Raw genomic sequence first — 25354 nt, 5'->3', positions numbered from 1 at the left:
TAGTGCAAGTGATTCAGCAAGTGTGAGCGATAGTATTAGTGCAAGCGATTCAGCCAGTGTGAGCGATAGTATTAGTACAAGTACTTCCGCAAGTGTGAGCGATAGTATTAGTACAAGTACTTCGGCGAGCGTCAGCGATAGTATCAGTGCAAGTAATTCCGCAAGCGTGAGCGATAGTATCAGTGCAAGTGATTCGGCAAGTGTGAGCGACAGCATCAGTGCAAGTGATTCCGTAAGTGTCAGCGACAGTATTAGTGCAAGTACTTCAGCGAGTGTGAGCGATAGCATCAGTGCAAGTACTTCCGCCAGTGTCAGCGATAGCATTAGTACAAGTACTTCCACAAGTGTGAGTGACAGCATTAGTGCGAGCGATAGTATTAGTGCAAGTACTTCCGCCAGTGTGAGCGATAGCATTAGTGCAAGTGATTCAGCAAGCGTTAGTGATAGCATTAGTGCAAGTACTTCGGCGAGTGTCAGTGACAGCATTAGTGCAAGTACTTCGGCAAGTGTCAGCGACAGCATCAGTGCAAGCGATTCGGCGAGTGTTAGCGATAGTATTAGTGCAAGTACTTCCGCTAGTGTTAGCGACAGTATCAGTGCAAGCGATTCGGTAAGCGTTAGTGATAGCATTAGTGCGAGCAACTCCGCCAGTGTGAGTGACAGCATTAGTGCAAGTACTTCAGCGAGTGTCAGCGATAGTATTAGTGCAAGTACTTCGGCGAGTGTGAGCGATAGTATTAGTGCAAGTGACTCGGCAAGTGTGAGTGACAGCATCAGTGCAAGTACTTCGGCGAGCGTCAGCGATAGTATTAGTGCAAGCGATTCGGCGAGTGTCAGCGATAGTATTAGTGCAAGTGATTCTGCAAGTGTTAGCGACAGCATTAGTACAAGTACTTCCGCCAGTGTGAGCGATAGTATTAGTGCAAGCGATTCCGTAAGTGTTAGCGATAGTATTAGTGCAAGTACTTCAGCAAGCGTGAGCGATAGTATCAGTGCAAGTGATTCAGCAAGTGTGAGTGACAGCATTAGTGCAAGTACTTCCGCCAGTGTTAGCGATAGCATCAGTGCAAGTACTTCCGCCAGCGTCAGCGACAGTATTAGTGCAAGTGATTCAGCAAGCGTTAGTGATAGCATTAGTGCAAGTACTTCGGCGAGTGTCAGTGACAGCATTAGTGCAAGTACTTCGGCAAGTGTCAGCGACAGCATCAGTGCAAGCGATTCGGCGAGTGTTAGCGATAGTATTAGTGCAAGTACTTCCGCTAGTGTTAGCGACAGTATCAGTGCAAGCGATTCGGTAAGCGTTAGTGATAGCATTAGTGCGAGCAACTCCGCCAGTGTGAGTGACAGCATTAGTGCAAGTACTTCAGCGAGTGTCAGCGATAGTATTAGTGCAAGTACTTCGGCGAGTGTGAGCGATAGTATTAGTGCAAGTGACTCGGCAAGTGTGAGTGACAGCATCAGTGCAAGTACTTCGGCGAGCGTCAGCGATAGTATTAGTGCAAGCGATTCGGCGAGTGTCAGCGATAGTATTAGTGCAAGTGATTCTGCAAGTGTTAGCGACAGCATTAGTGCAAGTACTTCAGCGAGTGTGAGCGATAGTATCAGTGCAAGCGATTCCACAAGTGTTAGTGACAGCATTAGTGCAAGTACTTCCACAAGCGTTAGTGATAGCATTAGTGCAAGTGATTCAGCCAGTGTGAGCGATAGTATTAGTGCAAGTACTTCAGCAAGCGTGAGCGATAGTATCAGTGCAAGTAATTCGGTAAGCGTTAGTGCAAGCAACTCAGCAAGCGTGAGCGATAGCATCAGTGTAAGCGATTCGGCAAGTGTGAGCGATAGTATTAGTGCAAGTGATTCCGCAAGCGTTAGTGATAGCATTAGTGCAAGTACTTCAGCGAGTGTGAGCGATAGTATTAGTGCAAGTGATTCCGCAAGCGTTAGTGATAGCATTAGTGCAAGTACTTCAGCGAGTGTGAGCGATAGTATTAGTGCAAGCGATTCAGCAAGCGTGAGCGATAGTATTAGTGCAAGCGATTCCGTAAGTGTGAGCGATAGTATTAGTGCAAGTAATTCCGCAAGCGTGAGCGATAGTATCAGTGCAAGCGATTCCGCCAGTGTGAGCGATAGTATCAGTGCAAGCGATTCCGCCAGTGTGAGCGATAGTATCAGTGCAAGCGATTCAGCAAGCGTTAGTGATAGCATTAGTGCAAGCAATTCAGCCAGTGTTAGCGACAGCATTAGTGCGAGCAACTCAGCAAGTGTCAGAGATAGTATTAGTACAAGCGATTCAGTAAGTGTCAGCGACAGTATCAGTGCAAGCGATTCAGCAAGTGTCAGCGATAGCATCAGCGCAAGTACTTCCGCCAGTGTCAGCGATAGCATTAGTGCAAGTACTTCGGCAAGCGTGAGCGATAGTATTAGTGCAAGCGATTCCGTAAGTGTTAGCGATAGTATTAGTGCAAGTGATTCAGCAAGCGTGAGCGATAGTATCAGTGCAAGCGATTCCGCCAGTGTTAGCGACAGCATTAGTGCAAGTACTTCAGCGAGTGTTAGCGATAGCATTAGTGCAAGCGATTCAGCCAGTGTGAGCGATAGTATTAGTGCAAGCGATTCCGCCAGTGTCAGCGACAGTGTTAGTGCAAGTGATTCCGCAAGCGTTAGTGATAGCATTAGTGCAAGTACTTCAGCGAGTGTCAGCGATAGTATTAGTGCAAGTACTTCAGTCAGTGTAAGCGACAGTATCAGTGCAAGCGATTCGGCCAGTGTTAGCGATAGTATTAGTGCAAGCAATTCCGCCAGTGTCAGCGATAGCATTAGTGCAAGCGATTCTGTAAGTGTCAGCGATAGTATTAGTACAAGTACTTCCACAAGCGTCAGCGATAGTATTAGTGCAAGTACTTCGGCAAGCGTCAGTGATAGTATCAGTGCAAGTACTTCAGCAAGCGTGAGCGATAGTATCAGTGCAAGCAATTCGGCAAGTGTTAGCGACAGCATTAGTGCAAGTACTTCCGCCAGCGTCAGCGACAGTATTAGTGCAAGTGATTCGGCCAGCGTTAGTGATAGCATTAGTGCGAGCAACTCCGCCAGTGTGAGTGACAGCATTAGTGCAAGTACTTCAGCAAGCGTCAGCGATAGTATTAGTGCAAGTGATTCGGCAAGCGTTAGCGACAGCATTAGTGCGAGCAACTCAGCCAGTGTGAGCGACAGCATTAGTGCAAGTACTTCCGCCAGTGTCAGCGATAGCATTAGTGCAAGTGATTCAGTAAGTGTGAGCGACAGCATTAGTGCAAGTACTTCAGCGAGTGTCATCGATAGTATTAGTGCAAGTACTTCCGCAAGCGTGAGCGATAGTATCAGTGCAAGCGATTCCACAAGTGTCAGCGACAGCATTAGTGCAAGCACTTCGGCCAGTGTGAGCGATAGTATTAGTGCAAGTACTTCAGTCAGTGTGAGCGACAGTATCAGTGCAAACGATTCGGCCAGTGTGAGTGATAGTATTAGTGCAAGTACTTCCGCCAGTGTCAGCGATAGCATTAGTGCAAGTACTTCAGCAAGCGTTAGTGATAGCATTAGTGCGAGCAACTCAGCCAGTGTGAGCGACAGCATTAGTACAAGTACTTCAGTGAGCGTGAGCGATAGTATCAGTGCAAGTGACTCAGCAAGTGTGAGCGATAGTATCAGTGCAAGCGATTCGGCAAGCGTTAGCGATAGCATTAGTGCAAGCAACTCAGCAAGCGTGAGCGATAGCATCAGTGCAAGTACTTCCGCCAGCGTCAGCGACAGCATTAGTGCGAGCGATTCGGCGAGTGTCAGCGATAGTATTAGTACAAGTATTTCAGCCAGTGTCAGTGACAGCATTAGTGCGAGCGATTCGGCCAGTGTTAGCGATAGTATTAGTACAAGTACTTCAGCGAGTGTTAGCGATAGTATTAGTGTAAGTAATTCCGCAAGCGTGAGCGATAGTATCAGTGCAAGCGATTCCGTAAGTGTGAGCGATAGTATCAGTGCAAGCGATTCGGCCAGTGTGAGCGATAGTATTAGTGCAAGTACTTCGGCCAGTGTCAGCGATAGCATTAGTGCAAGTACTTCCGCGAGTGTTAGTGATAGCATTAGTACAAGCGATTCCACTAGCGTTAGTGATAGCATCAGTGCGAGCGATTCGGCAAGTGTGAGCGACAGCATCAGTGCAAGTGCTTCAGCAAGCGTGAGCGATAGTATTAGTGCAAGCGATTCCGCCAGTGTCAGCGACAGTGTTAGTGCAAGTACTTCCACAAGTGTCAGCGACAGTATCAGTGCAAGCGATTCCACTAGCGTCAGTGATAGTATTAGTGCAAGCGATTCAGCAAGCGTGAGTGATAGCATCAGTGCAAGTACTTCAGTGAGTGTGAGCGATAGTATCAGTGCAAGTGACTCAGCCAGTGTGAGCGATAGTATTAGTGCAAGTACTTCCGCCAGTGTCAGCGACAGTATTAGTGCAAGTGATTCGGCCAGCGTTAGTGATAGCATTAGTGCAAGTGATTCAGTAAGTGTCAGCAACAGTATCAGTGCGAGCGATTCGGCAAGTGTGAGCGACAGCATCAGTACAAGTACTTCGGCGAGCATCAGCGATAGTATTAGTACAAGTACTTCCGCAAGTGTGAGCGATAGTATTAGTGCAAGTACTTCCACAAGTGTGAGCGATAGTATTAGTGCAAGTACTTCCACCAGTGTCAGCGATAGTATTAGTGCAAGTGATTCCGCCAGTGTCAGCGATAGCATCAGTGCAAGCGATTCGGCAAGTGTGAGCGATAGTATTAGTGCAAGTACTTCCGCAAGCGTTAGTGATAGCATTAGTACAAGTACTTCAGCGAGTGTGAGCGATAGTATTAGTGCAAGCGATTCAGCCAGTGTGAGCGATAGTATTAGTACAAGTACTTCAGCAAGCGTGAGCGATAGCATCAGTGCAAGTACTTCCGCCAGCGTCAGCGACAGCATTAGTGCGAGCGATTCGGCGAGCGTCAGCGATAGTATTAGTACAAGTACTTCCGCCAGTGTGAGTGACAGCATTAGTGCAAGTACTTCCGCAAGCATCAGCGATAGTATTAGTGCAAGCGATTCCGCCAGTGTCAGCGACAGTGTTAGTGCAAGTACTTCCACAAGTGTCAGCGATAGTATTAGTACAAGCGATTCCATAAGTGTGAGCGACAGTATTAGTGCAAGTACTTCAGCGAGTGTGAGCGATAGTATTAGTACAAGTACTTCCGCAAGCGTTAGTGATAGCATTAGTGCAAGTACTTCAGCGAGTGTGAGCGATAGTATTAGTGCAAGCGATTCCGCCAGTGTCAGCGCCAGTGTTAGTGCAAGTACTTCCACAAGTGTAAGCGACAGTATCAGTGCAAGCGATTCCGCAAGTGTCAGCGATAGTATTAGTGCAAGTGATTCCGCAAGCGTTAGTGATAGCATTAGTGCGAGCGATTCGGCAAGTGTGAGCGATAGTATTAGTGCAAGTGATTCCGCAAGTGTGAGCGACAGCATCAGTGCAAGTGATTCTGTAAGTGTCAGCGACAGCATTAGTGCAAGTACTTCCGCCAGCGTCAGCGACAGTATTAGTGCAAGTACTTCCGCCAGCGTCAGCGACAGTATTAGTGCAAGTACTTCCGCCAGTGTGAGCGATAGTATCAGTGCAAGCGATTCCGCCAGTGTGAGTGACAGCATTAGTGCAAGCGATTCCGTAAGTGTCAGCGATAGTATCAGTGCAAGCAATTCAGCCAGTGTTAGCGACAGCATTAGTGCGAGCAACTCCGCCAGTGTGAGAGACAGCATTAGTGCAAGTACTTCCGCCAGTGTGAGCGATAGCATTAGTGCAAGCGATTCGGCAAGTGTGAGCGACAGTATTAGTGCAAGTGCTTCAGCAAGCGTTAGTGATAGCATTAGTGCAAGTACTTCCGCCAGCGTCAGCGACAGTATTAGTGCAAGTACTTCAGCAAGCGTGAGCGATAGTATCAGTGCAAGCGATTCCGCCAGTGTGAGTGACAGCATTAGTGCAAGCGATTCCGTAAGTGTTAACGATAGTATTAGTGCAAGTACTTCCGCCAGTGTTAGCGATAGCATCAGTGCAAGTACTTCCGCCAGCGTCAGCGACAGTATTAGTGCAAGTGATTCCGCAAGCATTAGTGCAAGTACTTCAGCGAGTGTCAGTGACAGCATTAGTGCAAGTACTTCGGTAAGTGTCAGCGACAGCATCAGTGCAAGCGATTCGGCCAGTGTTAGCGATAGCATTAGTGCAAGTGATTCAGTAAGTGTCAGCAACAGTATCAGTGCGAGCGATTCTGCAAGTGTGAGCGACAGCATCAGTACAAGTACTTCGGCCAGTGTCAGCGATAGTATCAGTGTAAGCACTTCCGCGAGTGTCAGCGATAGTATTAGTGCAAGCGATTCCGCCAGTGTTAGTGACAGCATTAGTGCAAGCGATTCCGTAAGTGTGAGCGATAGTATTAGTGCAAGCGATTCCGTAAGTGTGAGCGATAGTATTAGTGCAAGCGATTCCGTAAGTGTTGGCGATAGTATTAGTGCAAGTACTTCAGCAAGCGTGAGCGATAGTATCAGTGCAAGCGATTCGGCCAGTGTGAGTGACAGCATTAGTGCAAGTGATTCCGCCAGTGTCAGCGATAGCATCAGCGCAAGTACTTCCGCCAGTGTCAGCGACAGTATTAGTGCAAGTACTTCAGCGAGTGTCAGCGACAGCATTAGTGCAAGTACTTCAGCGAGTGTCAGCGACAGCATTAGTGCAAGTACTTCGGCGAGTGTTAGCGATAGCATCAGTGCAAGTGATTCAGCAAGCGTCAGCGACAGTATTAGTGCAAGTGATTCAGCAAGCGTGAGTGATAGCATTAGTGCAAGTACTTCAGCGAGTGTGAGCGACAGCATTAGTGCAAGTACTTCAGCAAGTGTTAGCGATAGCATCAGTGCAAGTACTTCAGCAAGCGTCAGCGACAGTATTAGTGCAAGTGATTCAGCAAGCGTGAGCGATAGCATTAGTGCAAGTACTTCAGCAAGCGTCAGCGATAGTATTAGTACAAGTACTTCCGCCAGTGTCAGCGATAGCATCAGCGCAAGTACTTCCGCAAGTGTTAGCGATAGTATTAGTACAAGTACTTCCGCAAGTGTTAGCGATAGTATTAGTGCAAGCGATTCCGTAAGTGTTAGCGATAGTATTAGTGCAAGTACTTCAGCAAGCGTGAGCGATAGTATCAGTGCAAGCGATTCGGCCAGTGTGAGTGACAGCATTAGTGCAAGTGATTCCGCCAGTGTTAGCGATAGCATCAGTGCAAGTGATTCAGCAAGCGTCAGCGACAGTATTAGTGCAAGTGATTCAGCAAGCGTGAGTGATAGCATTAGTGCAAGTACTTCAGCGAGTGTGAGCGACAGCATTAGTGCAAGTACTTCGGCGAGTGTTAGCGATAGCATCAGTGCAAGTACTTCCGCCAGCGTCAGCGACAGTATTAGTGCAAGTGATTCAGCAAGCGTGAGTGATAGTATTAGTGCAAGTACTTCCGCGAGTGTTAGCGATAGCATCAGTACAAGTACTTCCGCCAGCGTCAGCGACAGTATTAGTGCAAGTGATTCAGCAAGCGTGAGTGATAGCATTAGTGCAAGTACTTCAGCGAGTGTGAGCGACAGCATTAGTGCAAGTACTTCGGCGAGTGTTAGCGATAGCATCAGTGCAAGTACTTCCGCCAGCGTCAGCGACAGTATTAGTGCAAGTGATTCAGCAAGCGTGAGTGACAGCATCAGTGCAAGTACTTCAGCGAGTGTCAGCGACAGTATTAGTGCAAGCGATTCCTTAAGTGTTAGCGATAGCATCAGTGCAAGTACTTCCGCCAGTGTCAGCGATAGTATTAGTGCAAGTGATTCGGCAAGTGTTAGCGATAGCATCAGTGCAAGTACTTCCGCCAGCGTCAGCGACAGTATTAGTGCAAGTGATTCAGCAAGCGTGAGTGATAGCATTAGTGCAAGTACTTCCGCGAGTGTGAGCGACAGCATTAGTGCAAGTACTTCGGCAAGTGTCAGCGATAGCATCAGTGCAAGTGATTCAGCAAGCGTGAGCGACAGTATTAGTGCAAGTGATTCAGCAAGCGTGAGCGACAGCATTAGTGCAAGTATTTCGGCAAGTGTCAGCGACAGCATTAGTGCAAGTGATTCAGCAAGCGTGAGTGATAGCATTAGTGCAAGTACTTCGGCCAGTGTCAGCGATAGTATTAGTGCAAGTGTGAGCAACAGTATCAGTGCAAGCGATTCCACTAGCGTCAGTGATAGTATCAGTGCAAGCAATTCAGCAAGTGTTAGCGACAGTATTAGTGCAAGCGATTCGGCCAGTGTTAGCGATAGTATTAGTGCAAGCGATTCCGTAAGTGTTAGCGATAGCATCAGTGCAAGTACTTCGGCCAGTGTGAGCGATAGTATTAGTGCAAGTGATTCGGCCAGTGTCAGCGATAGCATCAGTGCAAGTACTTCGGCCAGTGTGAGCGATAGTATTAGTGCAAGTACTTCAGCAAGCGTCAGCGACAGTATTAGTGTAAGTGATTCAGCCAGCGTGAGTGATAGCATTAGTGCGAGCAACTCAGCAAGCGTGAGCGATAGCATCAGTGCAAGTACTTCAGCAAGCGTGAGCGACAGCATCAGTGCAAGTAATTCCGCAAGCGTGAGCGATAGTATCAGTGCAAGCGATTCGGCAAGTGTTAGCGACAGTATTAGTGCAAGTACTTCGGCGAGTGTTAGCGACAGCATTAGTACAAGTACTTCAGCAAGTGTTAGTGCCAGCATTAGTGCAAGTACTTCAGCGAGTGTGAGTGATAGCATTAGTGCAAGTACTTCAGCCAGCCTCAGTGAGTCTATAAGTGTAGTTGATAGTATAAGTAGTTCTATCTCAGCAAGTGAGAGTGAATCAGCAAGTGAGGTAGCTAGTATTAGCGATAGCATCAGTGCAAGTACTTCAGCCAGCCTCAGTGAGTCTACAAGTGTAGTTGATAGTATAAGTAGTTCTATCTCAGCAAGTGAGAGTGAATCAGCAAGTGAGGTAGCTAGCATTAGCGATAGCACCAGTGCAAGTAGTTCAGCCAGCCTCAGTGAGTCTACAAGTGTAGTTGACAGCATAAGTAGTTCTATCTCAGCGAGTGAGAGTGAATCAACTAGTGCAGTAGACAGTATCAATGCAAGCCTGAGTGTAAGTGATTCCGCAAGTGTAAGTGCTTCAGCGAGTGAAAGTGAAGAAATGAGTCAACTTGATAGCATTAGTGCAAGTATCAGTGATTCAATGAGTACAAGTGATTCCTTATCAGTGAGTGAGAGCTTGAGTGTTGAAAATATTGATTGGAGACATTACAACGATCATGGAAATCATGGAGGAAGAGGCAATGGAGGTGGTGGAAGGGTTAATTCCACACATGGATCCATTGCGGATAGAAATAGTGCACAGAATTCTACATCACTTTCAATGTCTATTTCTGATTCTGTATCAGATTCACAGTTTGTCTCAACATCAGACTCTATTTCTTATTGGATCTCTAATTCGAGATCTGCTAAAATTGAAGCTTCAATATCCGAGAGTTTGAGTCAAAGAGGAAATGAATCAAATGGAGATAGTACAAAATCAAGTAGTAGACATACAGATGAAAATCTGAGAGGCATTAATGACAGCAAAAGAAGGAATAAAAATGACAGAAATCTGTATGAAGATTCCAACTGGAGAAAGAGTGCAGAGGATAAGGCTGAACATAACCAGAGAAATCGAGGTGGCCGTATACCAAAAACAGGTGATAATGCCAGAATGTCAACCTATTTAGGGATGACAGGTGTAAGTACGGCTGTTTGGTCAATGCTTGCAGCTAAGAGAAAAAGAAGAAAAAAGCACGGCGAACAAGATAGTCAAGATCAGGGCAATAATGAGGGGCATGACAGTAATGAATAGATAATAGGTTGTGTAGATAAGATGGAGATGTAATAGATAAGTAAGAGATGAAGTAAGTAACAAAGAGTCAAGCAGATAAATAAGGTTCTATAATTAATGTTGGGATTGGCAATTGCTAATCTCAACATTTTTTATTATTATAAATAAAAAAAACTCCAAGTCCCCAGTTTTTCACAACTACACTTGGAGGAGGTGTTCATATGAACGACCTAGCTAAAATTTTAGGCATTAATGATGCAGAAGTCAATATAAAATCTATAAATGATCATGCGATCTCATTTTATATTCAGACGGATATCAAGACTCATTCATGTCCTAATTGCAATGTATTGACTTTTAAAGTACATGACTACAGGATTCAAAAGATGAAAGATATTCCTATATTTTTTATTTTTGAAAAGTATTATTTCGTCAGACAAATATATTGAGCTCTTGAAAATGTACGAAAGAGAATTCAAAAAAGAAAGTTGCCTTCTCTTAGGAAGTATTACAAACGAAGCAAGGGCTTAATTAAGAAGAGAAGAGAAAAGCAAGGCTATCGAACGATAACCGAGCGGCAGTTGAATGAATGCTTGAATACTCAGAAGATTTAAGAAAAGCACATTTTATTAAAGTGTTATTTGTTGATATTTTTGATGAAAGCTCTTATTCAAAGCAAAGGGCTTTGTTTAGTGTAGTGAATGGAATGGTTCCATGAGGTAGAAAACGCAGGAATAACAGTATTTAGAAATAACGATAAGCATAGCTTAAACTCTGTTTCTCTCTTGATTAGCTTCAGTATTTTGGCCTTGTATGTTTCCTCTTCATTTGGAAGTCTACTGAGTATGGCGTTGTAAAAGCAAGCATTAGCATATGGTGTAGAAAATTTAGCAAAGAATGCCTAGAACAAGCCTTAACTAATTCAACCGATACCAATGAACTGGATCGTATGAAAGAAAATTGTAGACTTCGAGCAGAACTTGAAGAAGCACGAAAGGAAAACTTGTTCCTAAAAAAACAGCGGCATTCTTTGCAAAAGAAATCGATTAGAGGCTTATATCAATTCATTCTTAACGGCAGGAGAGCAATAGTGGAGATGTGGAGCATTGAGTTGATAGGAATTATAATTATTTGATTTTAAGTATTTTAATTGTATAAAATTAGGTGTATAATATTCTAACTTATAATGAAAAGGAGAAAAGCTTATGAAAGCCAATTATGATATAGTTGTTATCGGTTTCGGTAAAGCAGGAAAGACACTTGCAGCTAAGTTTAGTAAAGCAGGAAAAAGTGTTGCCTTAGTTGAAAAAGATAAAAATATGTATGGAGGTACCTGCATAAATGTAGGTTGTATTCCTTCAAAGCGTCTTATAACAGATGCATCAAAAACTCCAAGCGGAGAGTTTGAGAAAAAAGCACAGTACTATAAGGAGACGGTTGCTGAAAAGAAGAAACTCATAGCTGCTCTTAATAAGGCTAATTACGATAAGATAGCAGCTGCAGGTGTGGATATTATTGACGGAACAGCATCATTTAAGGATGACCACCATATTATTGTTACAACTGAAGATGGAAATGTAGAAATTGAAGCTGAGAAGTTTATTATCAATACAGGTTCAGTTACTGTAATACCGAAGATTGAAGGTGCAAACAGTAAAGGTGTATATACATCAGAGTCTATGATGAATCTTGATGAATTACCAAAAGGGCTCACTATTGTAGGTGGTGGTTATATCGGACTTGAGTTTGCCTCTATGTATGCAGATTTTGGAAGTAAGGTAACTGTAGTTCAGGATGGTGATGTATTTTTACCTAGAGAAGATGAGGATATTGCGAAGGCTATCCGTGATGTATTGGAAGCAAAGAATGTAGAGATAGTTACAGGTGCAAAGGTGACTAAGGTCGATGAAGGTAAATTATATTATGAGGTTGCAGGAGAGTCAAAGACTTTGGACTCTGATGCAATTTTATTTGCTGTAGGTCGTAGACCGAATACGGATGGTCTCGGATGTGAAAATGCCAAAGTTAAGCTCACTGAGAGGGGGGCGGTTGAGACGGATGAACATTTGAAAACAAGTGCAAATAATATTTGGGCGGCAGGTGATGTCTGCGGCAAGCTTCAGTTTACATATATTTCATTAGATGACAGCAGAATCATTTGGGATGAAATAATGGGAGAAGATAAGAGAACTACACAAAACAGAGGAGCTTTCTCTTATTCAGTATTTATCAATCCGCCGTTCTCAAGAGTCGGAATGAGTGAAAAAGAAGCAAAGGCTGCCGGAATAGAATACAAAGTTTTAAGTCTTAGTGCCAATGCGATTCCAAAGGCTAAGGTTTTAAGAAAGATAGATGGTTTGTTAAAAGCTTTGGTTATAGCAGACGGCACTATCTTAGGTGCACAACTTTTCTGTGAAGAGTCTTATGAGATGGTCAACTTTATAAAACTGGCAATGGACCATAACATTAAAGCAAAGGATATAGCAAACTTTATATTCACACATCCTACAATGTCAGAGAGTTTAAATGACTTGTTTGCAATGTAATATAAAGATATTTTGAAATTTGCACTGTCAAGCGTAAATGATTATGTCCTAAAATAATTATTTTATAAGGAGCTGTCGCTTCACGATTGATCAATCGTGAAGCGGCAGCTCCTTTTTTGCTAACCTTACACTTAGTTGCTCTAATTTGACCATGGGATATGCGGGAAAGGGATTTGCTGTCTGTGCTTCTATGTATATTGTGTTACTATAAAGGTAACGAATATTGCAATAAAATACAATAAAAATAATAAAAAATAGAACAAATAATGGCTAAAAATATTCACTAGATGTTATCTATAGATTGGAGTATATTATAGACAAGTTCAGTTGAGTGAACAAACCAAGAATAGTGAAAGATGATATCAATTTTTATTTATGGAGGAATTTATTATGAGAAAAGAAAGTATTTATGAAGCAATGCAGAACGACATTATGAACGCTAACATTAGTGAAAATGACAAGAACAAGATGTTAAAAAATGTTATGAGACTTAAGAATCAGAAAATGAACATTATGATTACTGGAGCTACTGGCTGTGGCAAGAGTTCTACAATCAATGCGATGTTTAATACTGAAGTAGCTAAAGTTGGTGTTGGTGTTGACCCTGAAACGATGGAAATTAGGAAGTATGAATTGGACAATCTGGTGTTGTGGGATACCCCAGGACTTGGTGATGGTAAGGAGGCTGACAATAGACACGCTAAGAATATTATTGATAAACTTTTAGAAGTAGATGAAAATGGAAATGCATTGATTGATTTGGTTTTAGTCATCCTTGATGGCGGTAGTAGAGATTTAGGAACTTCATATGAACTCATTAACAAGGTTATTATTCCAAACCTTGGCAAGGGAAAAGAAAATAGAATTTTAGTGGCTATTAACCAAGCAGACATGGCGATGAAAGGACGCAACTGGGATTATGATAAGAATGAGCCTAACCAGAAGTTGGTAGATTTTTTGGAAGAGAAGGTTCGTTCTGTTCGGGATAGAGTCTACGAGGCAACAGGTGTTACCATTGAGCCGATTTACTATAGTGCAGGGTATAAAGACAAAGAGGGAGAACAGAGTAGACCGTACAATTTATCAAAGCTTTTGTATTATATCGTGAAAGCCACACCTTCAGAGAAGAGAGCAATATATGTAAACAATATTAATGAGAATAGAGAAATGTGGAGGGATGATGATAAACTGCTTGATTATGGTGAGGCAACGAGAAAGAGTATCTTTGAATCTATCAGAGAAGGTGCTTCTATAGGAGCTAGCATTGGTAGAGACTTTGGCAGTGCGGGAGAGACTATTGGCCGTGGTTTAGGTGGAGTTATTGGCGGAGTTATGGGGATTTTCTTTGATCAAGGAGAAACATTATGAAGAGATTCTATAGAGTTAGAGAAAATGGATAGAGTCCTTGTAGGCATTAATCAAGCGGCAGATTCTATTCGTAGTAGGTTTGTCGAGAAATCTAGTAAAATAAGTTCTGATTTATGATATAAAATGATATAATGTGATATATAATACCAATTTTTGATAATGATGATAACCATTTCTTGATAATACAAAAGGAGAACGGTCGTGGCATTTTTTATATCTGCATTGGGTTTTGGTATTGCTTCACTACTATGTTTTATTTTGGCTATTTTTATATACTTTAGACTACTCATCGCTGTGTTTACTTGCACGGAAGTTCCTAACTGGATATATAGGTTAGGTCATATCCAGTTGACGAGAAGACCTAGCCACTTTGATAATATTACAGATAAGTCTGCACAAATAGAGGCCAACTGCTTTATGTTATGTATTATTTTAGCAAATATCATAGCTATAGCCATAAATTACATCAAACTTTGCGATATAGGAAAAGCCATTTTTTCTTCTTTGAAAATACAATTTGTAATCATTATAGCCGTAATTTTGCTTTGGGGTTTGATAAAATATCTTATCCATTTTTTTATACCCAAATATAATGCAAATTATATCTATTCAACTACGAATGTGATCATGGTATTGATGTTTTTTGCTTCCTTTATCTTCACTTTGTTTATATCTATAGCAGGTATTCCTGTTAAACCTATAAACATACAAATCGATGGAACGAATATAGTTATGGGTACAACAAAAGCAGTCACACTCCTAGATGATGGTTTTACATTTGGAGACAAAACTGCAAATAGTGAAATTATCAATACGCACAGTGATCATTTTTATTATGGAGAATACATAGAATTATATCGAGGTGGTAAATCTTTTGGTCATGTCTGTGTCACTCCTACATGGAAAGATTCTGATGAGCTAAAAAATTGTACGATAACTTGTTATAAAGCTACACCTGATGATACAGATTTATCTGCTGTGAAATTCAACCATGTGACTCTATCCGATCTACAGCTGAGTGACTTTGAATCAAAAGATTTGAGTGATATTTTTTTACTGCATCCAATAGATTCTGATGAGCTAAAAAATTCTCATTACTTTGTACTTACTCTACAGACTTATGACTATGTACTTTGGAAACGCTATCGCATCGAAGCAAATTTCAACTCTGATCGTAGTCTATCAAATTGTACGGTGATGGCACAACATACAATATGGGAATGAACAAGGAAACGCTTAGCTGGCTTTTTGGTGTTTTGAGTAAACTATACAATGTGAAAATCAACTTAAATATTGACAGAAAAATAAAAACATTATACACTATTTGTAGTGTGAATTGCATAAATAATGGATAGTATATGGGAGGTTCATATGAGAAAGAGCGGAATATTGTTACATATTAGTAGCTTGCCTTCACCTTATGGCATTGGAAGCTTCGGAAAGGCAGCATATGATTTTGTGGACCAGCTAAAGGAAGCGGGACAGGGATATTGGCAGGTGTTACCAATGGGACCGATTGGCTTTGGCGATTCGCCGTATCAATCTTTTTCTGCGTTTGCAGGAAATCCATACTTTATTGATTTGGATGCTTTGATCGATGAGGGACTATTGACCAAAAAAGAATGTGATGCTGTAGATTTTGGCAATGACCCGAAAAAAGTTGACTATGCAAAGATGTATGAGGAGAGGATTCCTCTTCTTAAAAAGGCATACAAAAGAGCCTATGTCTATAAGGATTTGGATTTCCAAGATTTTGTGGAAGACAATGCAAAGTGGTTATGGGATTATTCCATGTTTATGGCATTAAAAGATTATTTTAATGGAAGTGCATATACAGAGTGGCCAGAGGATATCCAAAAGAGATTTGCCTATTCATTGGACTATTATAGAGAGAAATTGTATTTTGAGATTGAATTCTATCAATTTTTACAATATAAGTTTTTTACACAATGGAAGAAACTCAAAGATTATGCCAATGCACAGGGAATAAAGATTATTGGGGATTTACCATTTTATGTGGCAGCAGATAGTGCAGATACTTGGTCACATCCAGAACTGTTTCAATTGGATGAGGAAGGAGTGCCGACAGCAGTGGCTGGTTGCCCACCAGATAAGGAGATGAAAGAGGGACAGATTTGGGGCAATCCACTCTATAATTGGGAGAAGCATCGCCAGAAGGGATATCGCTGGTGGACTAGACGCATGAGGGTAAGTTTTGTGTTGTATGATACAGTCCGCCTTGACCACTTTAGAGCCTTTGATGAGTACTATAGTATTCCATATATGAGTGAGAATGCAGTTAATGGGCATTGGGAAAAGGGACCAGGTATGGATTTAATAGGTCATCTTCGAGATGAATTTGGGGACAAGGAGTTGATTGCCGAAAATCTTGGTATCGAAGGAGAAAGTGCAAAGGCATTGTTAAGAGAAAGTGGATGTGCAGCTACAAAGGTTTTACAGTATGCATTCCAAGATGGTGGCGAGATTTATTTGCCATATAATTATACCAAAAATAGTGTTGTCTACACAGGGACACATGATGATGAGCCTTTACATGCTTGGGCACAGGGCTTGACAAAGAAGGTGCGAGCAGAGGTTTGTAAGTACTTTAATATTGATGATGTCGATGATGATAGCCTTGTCAATGCAATGATTTGTGGAGCGATGAGCAGTGTTTCAAATGTTTGCATTATTCCTGTGCAAGATTATCTCAATTATGGTGCTGGATACCGAATGAATGTGCCATCTACGGTGGGAGATAACTGGACATTTAGACTTAAGCCAGGAAAGATGACGAAAAAGATTTGGAAACAGATCGCAGAATTGACAAAAACATATGGTCGTTTTCAGTAGTATTTGATAAGAGCAGTCGGTATATAGTAAATGGGATTTACTGTATGCCGACTTTTTTGTCTAAAATTTTGAGGGGGGAAAAATGAAATTTTTTCACTTGTCCGACTTGCATATCGGGTTAAGATTAATGAACTATGATTTAAAAAAAGATTTTGAGTATATATTTGCACAGATAATAACTTGGGCCAAAAAGGAAGAACCAGAGGTCATTGTGATTGCGGGAGATATCTATGACAAAGCAGTTCCATCGGCAGAGGCTGTAGAAATGTTTGATCGATTGATGGAGGGCTTAGTTCAGGCGTTGCCAAAGGCAAATGTTTTGATTATTGCAGGAAATCACGACAGTGCAACTCGTATCAATTTATTTCGCAATGTATTGAAATCACGAAAGATTTATATGATTGGACAGCCACCGAGAACGAAGGAGGAGTACATGGAAAAGGTCACTGTACAAGATCAATATGGTGAGGTTAATTTTTATTTGCTTCCCTTTGTGCGACCTTCTGTAGTTCGAGAAATTGTGGGGATGGATCAACAGGGAAATTATCGGGGATATGATGCCAGCTTGCGTGTGATGATTGAGCGAGAGCACATAGATACATCGAAGAGAAATGTATTGGTGAGTCATCAATTTTTTCTCCCTACGGGAGAGAAGGCAGAAAATGTGGCAAGGGCAGAATCAGAAATTCGTATGGTTGGAAATATTGATGAGGTCTGTGCGGACATATTGGAGGTTTTTGATTATGCTGCATTGGGACATATTCACAAGCCGATGAAGGTGGGAAGTGAAGTCTATCGCTATTGTGGAACGCCAATGCCAATGTCCATCAGTGAGGCGGGGCAACAAAAGGGAATCATTGTTGTGGAGATGGAAGAAAAGGGAGTAGTAAAAACAAGAGTTTTGCCACTAAATCCACTACATCAAGTGCGCGTAATTTCTGGAAAGTTAGAAGAAATTTTGATGAAGGAAAGCATAGATTATGTGAGCATTCAATTGACCGATGAGGGAGAAATCAATGTCTTTGATATGCAGGAGAGAATTCGCAGAAAATTTCCCAATGTATTGGAAGTGCGAAGGCAAAATTTGCAAAGTGTAGATTATCAAATGCAATATGATCCAGAGGAAGACATGGATGCTTTTTCTCTTTGTAGGGCATTTTTAAAGGATGTCGATCAGGAAGAAGAAAAGCTCTTGAAGGAGGTAATTAATTTTGTTCAGGAGGTGGAAGGATGCGACCAATAACATTGACTATGCAGGCATTTGGCTCCTATGGAGAAAAAACGGTGATTGATTTTCAAAAGGCAACGCAGAATGTATTTTTGATTACAGGAGACACAGGAGCAGGAAAAAGTACAATTTTTGATGCCATGGCCTTTGCTCTATTTGGAGAGGCTAGTTCCAGTGCAAATAAAAAAGATGGTGCAGAATTGCAGAGCCAATATACAGATGCAGAACCCTATGTGGAATTGACATTTTCTCAGATGAGAGATGGAGTAGAAAATATCTATACCATTAGAAGGTCACCGAGACATAGGGTGGCGTATAAGAAAAAAGAGGGATATAAGGCAATAAAGGAAAGCGTTGAGTTGATTTTACCTGATCAGGGGCAATATAGCGAGAACAAGAAAGAAGTGGATCAAAAAATTGAAGAAATTATTGGTCTAAATAAGGGGCAATTTATGCAGGTGGCCATGATTGCTCAGGGCGAATTTATGGAGGTATTGCGAGCAAAGTCGGACGAGAAGAAGAAAATTTTTCAGGGATTATTCCATACAAAAATTTATGAAAAAATTGTAGAGGAATTGGCACAGAGAAAAAAAGAAAATGAAAGTGAGATGGAGAAGGTAAGGAATGCCTGTCAAGCAGATGTTGCCCAGATCATTTGCGATGATAGTGAAGAAATCTGTTTACTCAAAGAAGAAGTAATTGAAGAAAATCAAGTGACCGTGCCGATATTAGAAGAGCTTGTTGAGGCCCTCAAAAAGGGAAGAATACAGATAGATACTCTTTTTGAGGAGTTGCAAAGCATCAAGAGGGAAAAAGAAGAAGCATTTTTCTTGGCACAAAAGGAAGTGCTGATGGCAAGAAAGTTATTGGAAGATTTTTTGCAATGTGAACAAGAGAAAGACGAATTGGAAAAATTGTTTGGAGAGGGTGAAAAAATAAAAGAGAGGGAGAAGAGGGCGAAAAAAGTTCTTGATGCCCAGGAGTTAGTTGCTCTCTATCAAATCTGGAATAAGAAAAGAGAAGAGAAGAGCGGATGTGAACAGTTGCTCTTTGTTAAGAAAAAAGAGTTGCCTGAGTTAGAAGAAAAGTTAGAGGAGGAACGACAGAGAAAAGAAGAAACAAGAAAGCTTTTCGATGTGCAAATGCTTGCCTTTGAAAAAGTAAAAAATCAGGTAGAACAGATGTCTCCACTGTTTGAAGAGCAGAGAGAAAATGTGTTGGCTATAGCAAAGATGGAAAAAAGACAGCAGGAGATACAAAGCACTCTTTTGAAAGAAGAAAGGGAGCTGAGAAAATTAAGGGATAATCAATTGCACTGGCAAGAAAGATGGGAGGAAGTTTCGAATATTCAGGTGGAAATTGTGCGAGCACAGCAGGTTCTTCGGGAAGTCACTGAAAAGGAGGAAAGGGCACAAAGGAGGAAGGAAGAAAGAAAACTCTATGATGAGCTTTTAATAAAATATGACTATTTCTTAGAAGAATATCAAAAGGAAGATAAAAAGGCAAACTCCCTCTATACGCAATTTTTGGATGAACAAGCTGGAGTGCTGGCGAAAGAAAAGTTGAGGGAGAATGAACCCTGTCCTGTCTGTGGCTCATTGCACCACCCACATCCCTATCAATTTAGAGGAAATGAAGAAATTTCTAGAGAGATTGTAGATAGACAAAGACAAATTGTTGAGAATACAAAGGAAAAATTAGAGGCCGTTTCAAGGCAGATGGGAGAAAGAAAAGTTAGTATTGATGAATTAAGTAGAGGTCTAGAGGACGAAGAGAGGATTGAGGAAGAGAAGAATCAGGCAGAGGAAATTCTTAAAAAATTAAAGGAAAAAGAAGAAATTGCTCAAGCATTAAAACATAATCTAGAACTTGCAAGACGGCGAATTCCAGAGAAAGAGCAGTTTGTGGAAGAGAAAAAGAGGGAAGCAGAAGAATGTACATATCAGCTGACGAGGTTAGGTCTTCGCAATGAGGAAATTCAGAGACAATTCGTTTTTTCAAGTGAAGAAGAAATGAAAAAATTGCTAGAAAAAGAAAGGGCAAAGAAGGAAAGGTTGCAACTTTTGGAAAAGGAGAGCGAGGAGAGCTTTTTGTCCTATGAAAAAGAAGCAGCAAATGTTAGACTAATTATTTCGAGTGCAGAGGCAGACCTTCCAAGGAAAAAAGAAGAGGAAATGGGGGCATATCAGGAATATGCTACAGCAGCAAAACAGAGGGGAATGGAAAATGGAGTCTGGGTAGAGTACACAAAGTATCCGAAGGAGGATGCTATTTTGTGGCAGGATCAAGCCAAGGAATATGATGAAGAATTGGCAAGGAAAAGTGGAAGATTGGATTTACTAAAGGCAACTATTGCAGGAAAAGAAAAGCCGGATATCGAATTTTTTGAGAAAGTACAGGAAGAAAGACAAAGAGAAAAGAGTGAGGTAGAGGAAAAGTTACAATTTATCCAGCAAAAGAGGAAAATAAATGAAGGGGTGCAAAGGCGATTGGAAATAAAACTTTCTGAGCAAGAAAAGATGATGATGGAGCAGGCTAGAGTTAGCAGCCTCTATGAGCGACTTGCTGGAAAGAGAACAGGTGCAAGAATGGACATTGAAACTTTTGTTTTGCGATACTATTTGCAGAGAATATTGCACAGTGCAAACACAAGATTTTTGCAAATGTCTAGTGGACAATTTTGCCTTGAGATGGTTGATGAAGAAAATGCAGGAGCGGGAAAGAATAAAGGATTGGATTTGATGGTCTATTCCAATGTCACAGGAAAAAGAAGGGAGATAAGAACGCTTTCTGGTGGAGAGTCTTTCATGGCGGCCTTGTCACTTGCCCTTGGAATGGCTGATCATATTCAAGAGACCACATCATCCATTCATCTGGATGTCATGTTTATTGACGAGGGATTTGGTGCACTTGATGATCGCTCAAGAAATGATGCCATTCGAGTACTACAGGAAATGGCAGGGGGAAAGAAAATGGTGGGCATTATTTCGCATGTCACCGAGTTAAAGCAAATGTTGGAAAATCAATTGGTGGTTAAAAAAGATCAAAGTGGAAGTCATGCCAAGTGGATCATTGGTTAGGAATTGGAATTTAGAATATGGAGGGGAACAATGAAGGAATACGATTTAATTGTTGTAGGAACGGGAGCAGGAAATATTGTTTTAGAGGCTGCGCTGGCTAAGGGGCTAAAATGTGCACAGATTGAAAAGGGAAAATTTGGAGGAACTTGTCTGACGAGAGGTTGTATTCCAACAAAAGTCCTCGTTACTGCTGCAGATTTTATTCGAGAGGCTCAAAAAATTGAACGAATTGGCATTGCACCATTTGAGAAGCCAAGAATTGATTGGGAAAAGTTATCTCATCGTGTGTGGGCAAAGATCGATGAAAGTAAGGAATTAGAGCAGTTCTATATGAATGAAAAAAATCTCGATGTCTACAAAGGATGTGGATATTTTACTGGTGAAAAGTCAATGAAGGTAGCTTTGGCATCTGGTGGAGTGAGCGAAGAAATCACAGCCAAGGTGATTGTCCTTGCTGTTGGTGGTCGAACAAAAATTCCAAATATCGAAGGGCTTGAGGAAGTGGGCTATTTGACTAGTGAAAATTTATTTGGAAAAGATTATCCGAAATCAGTATTTCACAGATTAATCATTATCGGAGGTGGACCAATTGGAACAGAATTTGCCCATGTATTTTCAGCTGCTGGAAGTAAGGTGACAATCATCCAGCATAATGTTCGACTTTTACCAAAGGAAGATGTACAAGTCAGTGAAAAACTACTGGAAAATATTCGAGAATTTGGTATTGGGGTAGAGCTAAATCAGGATACGATTTCTGTTCGGAGAGAGGGAGAGGACAAGGTTTTATTGATTCGAGATATTGCAACGGGAGAAGAAAAGGAAATTCGAGCAGATGAAATTTTAGTTGCCCCAGGAATTGTGAGCAATGCAGATTTATTGCATTTGGAGAGGACAAAGGTAACGGTAGATAGGCGTGGCTATATCGAGACCAATGAATTTTTAGAGACCAATGCGGAGGGAATTTATGCACTTGGAGATTGCAATGGAAAGGCACCATTTCGCCACAAGGCAAATTATGAGGCAGATATTTTGTCACATAATTTGTATTTACGCACAGAGGAAAACGATTGGCGGTTTGCAGAGTATGACCTTGTGCCCGCAGTGACCTATACCTATCCTCAGGTCGGACATGTGGGAATGACGAAGGAACAAGCTGAGGCTGCAGGTTATACGGTGAGTGTTGGTCTTCATCACTATTCTCAGACAAGTAAGGGGTATTCTCTGGGAATGATGGAGGGGGAAGTGGATGATGGATTTGTTAAGGTGATTGTGGAAAAAAAGAGTGGAAAGATTTTGGGTGCCCATGTCATTGGCGAGCAGGCTTCGATTCTTTTTCAACCATTTTTAAATTTAATGAATGCGGGAAAACATTTATTGCGTGCAATTCATCCAGAAATTGGTTCTGAACAAACAAAAGTACTGCGTGCAAAGAAATATGTGAGAAATCTGGAGCCAAATGTCATCTCGACAATCAATGAGACAATGGTGCCACACCCAGCTTTATCTGAAGTTGCAATGTGGACGCAGTATTATGTGGATTATAAAGAATAGGTAGAAAGCCACAAGTGCTACAATGCGAACGGTTTAGAACTTCAATAATTTTGTATCTATGATATAATAGTCACTAAAATGGCGAGATTAGGAGCGAATAATAGCGAATGATTTTTTATAGATTGACATTAAGTTATAGAGAAAAGGAAGAAGATGAAGATAGCGAAAGCATTGCTGAAAAGATTGAGCAAATCAATGAGAGTCTGGGGGCACATTGTGGACTGGATGAGCGTCTTTCTATGTGTATTGTTGGAGCAAGAAAGAGTACAGTTGATGTCGTAGTGGCCTGTGATTTAGAAAAGGTGGAGTGGGAAGATTGCCAAAGCTATGTCTTAGAAATTTTTTCAGAATATTGGAGCGAATTAAAAGGTGTTTGTGTAGAAAAGCGGGAAGAAATTACACCTACTCATTTAAAGTGGCTGTTAAAGAGGGCTAGGGGAATGGGCTATGTGGATGAAATGGATAGTTTTGCTTCCGACCTTCGTGTCGACTATTTTGACAACTATCTCTATCATATCAAAGAAAAATGCTATCAAGTACCACTTTCTTATGAGATGGCCATGAAAAGAGCAAAGGGGATTATGGCCGATGAGAGCTTTATAGAAGAATTAGAGCGCATCTATGCTAAGGAAAACATAAAAAAATTCTATGGAAATCCTGTGCACTACTGCTTGCGTGTAGGAAGTAAAGAAACCGCACAAGAAATGATTGATATTTTAATTCCTGCATTAAAGACGAATGAGCGTCTATTGGGGACACGCTGTGAGTATATCTATGATATTGATGAGGGATGTTATGAAGAAGATGATGTGCAAAATATTTTTGAGGCGGCTAAAGGATGTGCAGTCGTGATTGACATGGGAGAGAGCGATGGGATGGATGGCAACTATTCCTCTGCCTATGAGAAGGTCATTCATTATTTTCAGATTTTAATTGAAAAATATCATCATAAGACATTGATGTTTTTTATTGACAGCACAAAAAATCCTGGATTTTCAAGGAGTTTAATTGCCAAAGTAGAGGGCACATTGGATTTGGTTGAAATCTGTGAGGGATCGGGAAGTTATGAAAAATCTATTGAATATTTTCAATTATTAAGTCAAAAGACAGATTTTCCTGCCTCAAGACAAGAGGTTATGGAGGTATTGACAGAGGAAAAGACCTACACCACTTCTCAGGTTCAACAATTATATGACCAGTGGTACAGTATACAATTAAAAACGAAGGTCTATCAATCTTATCGAGGGCATAAGACAAAAAAGTTAACGAAGGAAATGAAAACTTCAGAACCATACAAGGTATTGCAGGAAATGATTGGATTAGAAAAAATCAAAGGCTTGGTTGATCAAATCATTTCTCTTGCCAATATACAAAGATTGCGAAGACAGATGGGACTTCCCAAAGTGGAAACTTCCTTACATATGATTTTTATGGGAAATCCTGGAACAGCAAAGACAAGTGTGGCAAGATTATTGGCACAAATTTTAAAGAAAGAAGGAGTGCTTGAAGTTGGGCATTGCATTGAAGTTGGCAGGTCAGATCTTGTGGCCAAGTATGTGGGCTGGACGGCAAAGAGCGTGAGTGAGAAGTTTAGAGAAGCGAGGGGTGGCGTGCTCTTTATTGATGAGGCTTATGCATTGGTTGATGATGCCAATAACTTTGGTGATGAGGCTATCAATACCATTGTGCAAGAAATGGAAAATCACAGGGAAGATGTGGTGGTTATTTTTGCGGGCTATCCAGAAAAGATGAAGGAGTTTTTAAATAAAAATGAGGGACTGCGAAGCAGAATTGCCTTTCACTTATCTTTTCCAGACTACAATGCACAGGAGATGACAGAAATTTTTGCCTTGCTGGCCAAGAAAAAGGACATCATTTTGAGCGATGAGGTTCGAGAAAAATGTCAAAGTATCTTTAAGAAAATTTGTGGACATGAGGAATTTGGAAATGGACGATTTGCCAGAAACTTATTGGAGCAGGCCTTGATGCGTCAGGCACAGCGGATTTTTTCTAGAGAGGGAGAGGACGAAATTAGCCGAGAGGAAATATTGACACTGAAAGTTGAGGACATTGATGAAAACTTGGATTTTCGTGCAGTAGATAAAAAACGCATTGGATTTTTGGGATAATTTGTGTGTATAAAAAGTGGGAAAGGTCTCTTTTTATCTTGGCAATATTTTGTGGTTTTGTGTCGGTGGTTTTTTGGGATTAGCGACATCAAACACATTGGGGAGTGATGTGTTGTTTATTCCTTCAGTCTGTTATTAAAACGGGCGTAAAACCCCTAGCTTTAGCTATGGGGATATAAGCCCGCTTTCTGTCAAATCCTCGATGGATATTGACAGAAAGAAATTCACTCTGTCTATTGAATTAGATAAACATATTCAGTATAATCTTAACCATGAAATATAAATCAAACCACAATGTCGTATATTCCTGTAAGTATCACGTTGTATGGTGTCCCAAATATCGTCGCAAGGTACTGGTCAATGGCGTTGATGTAAGGCTAAAGGAGCTCATTTCTGCCATATGTCAAGAAATCAGTGTCGATGTCATCGAAATGGAAATCATGCCAGACCATGTACATTTGCTTTTAGAGGTAGACCCACAATTTGGCATACACAAGGCAGTGAAAACTATTAAAGGCAGAACCTCCCGGGTTTTACGCACAGAATTTCCATGGCTGAGGAGCAGAATACCAACCCTTTGGACAAACTCCTACTTCGTATCAACGGTAGGCGGTGCACCACTTGCCATGGTGAAACAGTATATCGAAAATCAAAAAATATCGCAGAGGGGGTGA

At 41.4% G+C, this 25354-nt stretch carries 10 protein-coding genes; all 10 read left to right on the top strand.

Annotated features, from left to right (window positions below; translation table 11 throughout):
* Window positions 1-22 precede the first annotated feature (22 nt).
* The 10 genes from J5A74_10710 to tnpA all read left to right on the top strand — a co-directional run bounded on the left by J5A74_10710 (window position 23) and on the right by tnpA (window position 25354).
* Window positions 23-9946: a hypothetical protein gene (locus J5A74_10710; GenBank protein QUI95812.1), complete on the top strand. Its 9924-nt coding sequence runs from the start codon at window positions 23-25 to the stop codon at window positions 9944-9946.
* 1184 nt (window positions 9947-11130) lie between these two features.
* The gene (locus J5A74_10705) at window positions 11131-12471 is read left to right on the top strand and encodes an FAD-dependent oxidoreductase (GenBank protein ID QUI95811.1); all 1341 of its coding nucleotides are present in this window, start codon (window positions 11131-11133) and stop codon (window positions 12469-12471) included.
* Between the two features lie 390 nt (window positions 12472-12861).
* Window positions 12862-13839 (top strand): 50S ribosome-binding GTPase, encoded by a 978-nt coding sequence (locus J5A74_10700; GenBank protein QUI95810.1) that lies wholly within the window; start codon window positions 12862-12864, stop codon window positions 13837-13839.
* Window positions 13840-14040: 201 nt separating this feature from the next.
* Window positions 14041-15063 carry a hypothetical protein gene (locus J5A74_10695; protein ID QUI95809.1) on the top strand — a complete coding sequence of 341 codons (1023 nt, stop codon included), beginning with the start codon at window positions 14041-14043 and terminating at the stop codon, window positions 15061-15063.
* A gap of 147 nt (window positions 15064-15210) precedes the next feature.
* The gene (gene malQ, locus J5A74_10690) at window positions 15211-16692 is read left to right on the top strand and encodes a 4-alpha-glucanotransferase (protein QUI95808.1); all 1482 of its coding nucleotides are present in this window, start codon (window positions 15211-15213) and stop codon (window positions 16690-16692) included.
* Between the two features lie 82 nt (window positions 16693-16774).
* The gene (locus J5A74_10685) at window positions 16775-17935 is read left to right on the top strand and encodes an exonuclease SbcCD subunit D (protein QUI95807.1); all 1161 of its coding nucleotides are present in this window, start codon (window positions 16775-16777) and stop codon (window positions 17933-17935) included.
* Entirely contained in the window at window positions 17923-21000 is a 3078-nt protein-coding gene (locus J5A74_10680; GenBank protein ID QUI95806.1) for an AAA family ATPase, read from the top strand. Before J5A74_10685 ends, J5A74_10680 begins: the two co-directional genes overlap by 13 nt.
* A 30-nt stretch (window positions 21001-21030) precedes the next feature.
* Window positions 21031-22551 (top strand): FAD-dependent oxidoreductase, encoded by a 1521-nt coding sequence (locus J5A74_10675; GenBank protein QUI95805.1) that lies wholly within the window; start codon window positions 21031-21033, stop codon window positions 22549-22551.
* Window positions 22552-22658: 107 nt separating this feature from the next.
* Complete coding sequence (locus J5A74_10670) at window positions 22659-24680, top strand: AAA family ATPase (protein ID QUI95804.1); 2022 nt, start codon at window positions 22659-22661, stop codon at window positions 24678-24680.
* 272 nt (window positions 24681-24952) lie between these two features.
* Complete coding sequence (gene tnpA / locus J5A74_10665) at window positions 24953-25354, top strand: IS200/IS605 family transposase (protein QUI95803.1); 402 nt, start codon at window positions 24953-24955, stop codon at window positions 25352-25354.

The sequence above is a fragment of the Lachnospiraceae bacterium oral taxon 096 genome (assembly GCA_018141845.1).
In the GTDB taxonomy this organism is placed as follows: domain Bacteria; phylum Bacillota; class Clostridia; order Lachnospirales; family Lachnospiraceae; genus F0428.
This window is presented reverse-complemented; position numbering and strand designations above follow the sequence as displayed.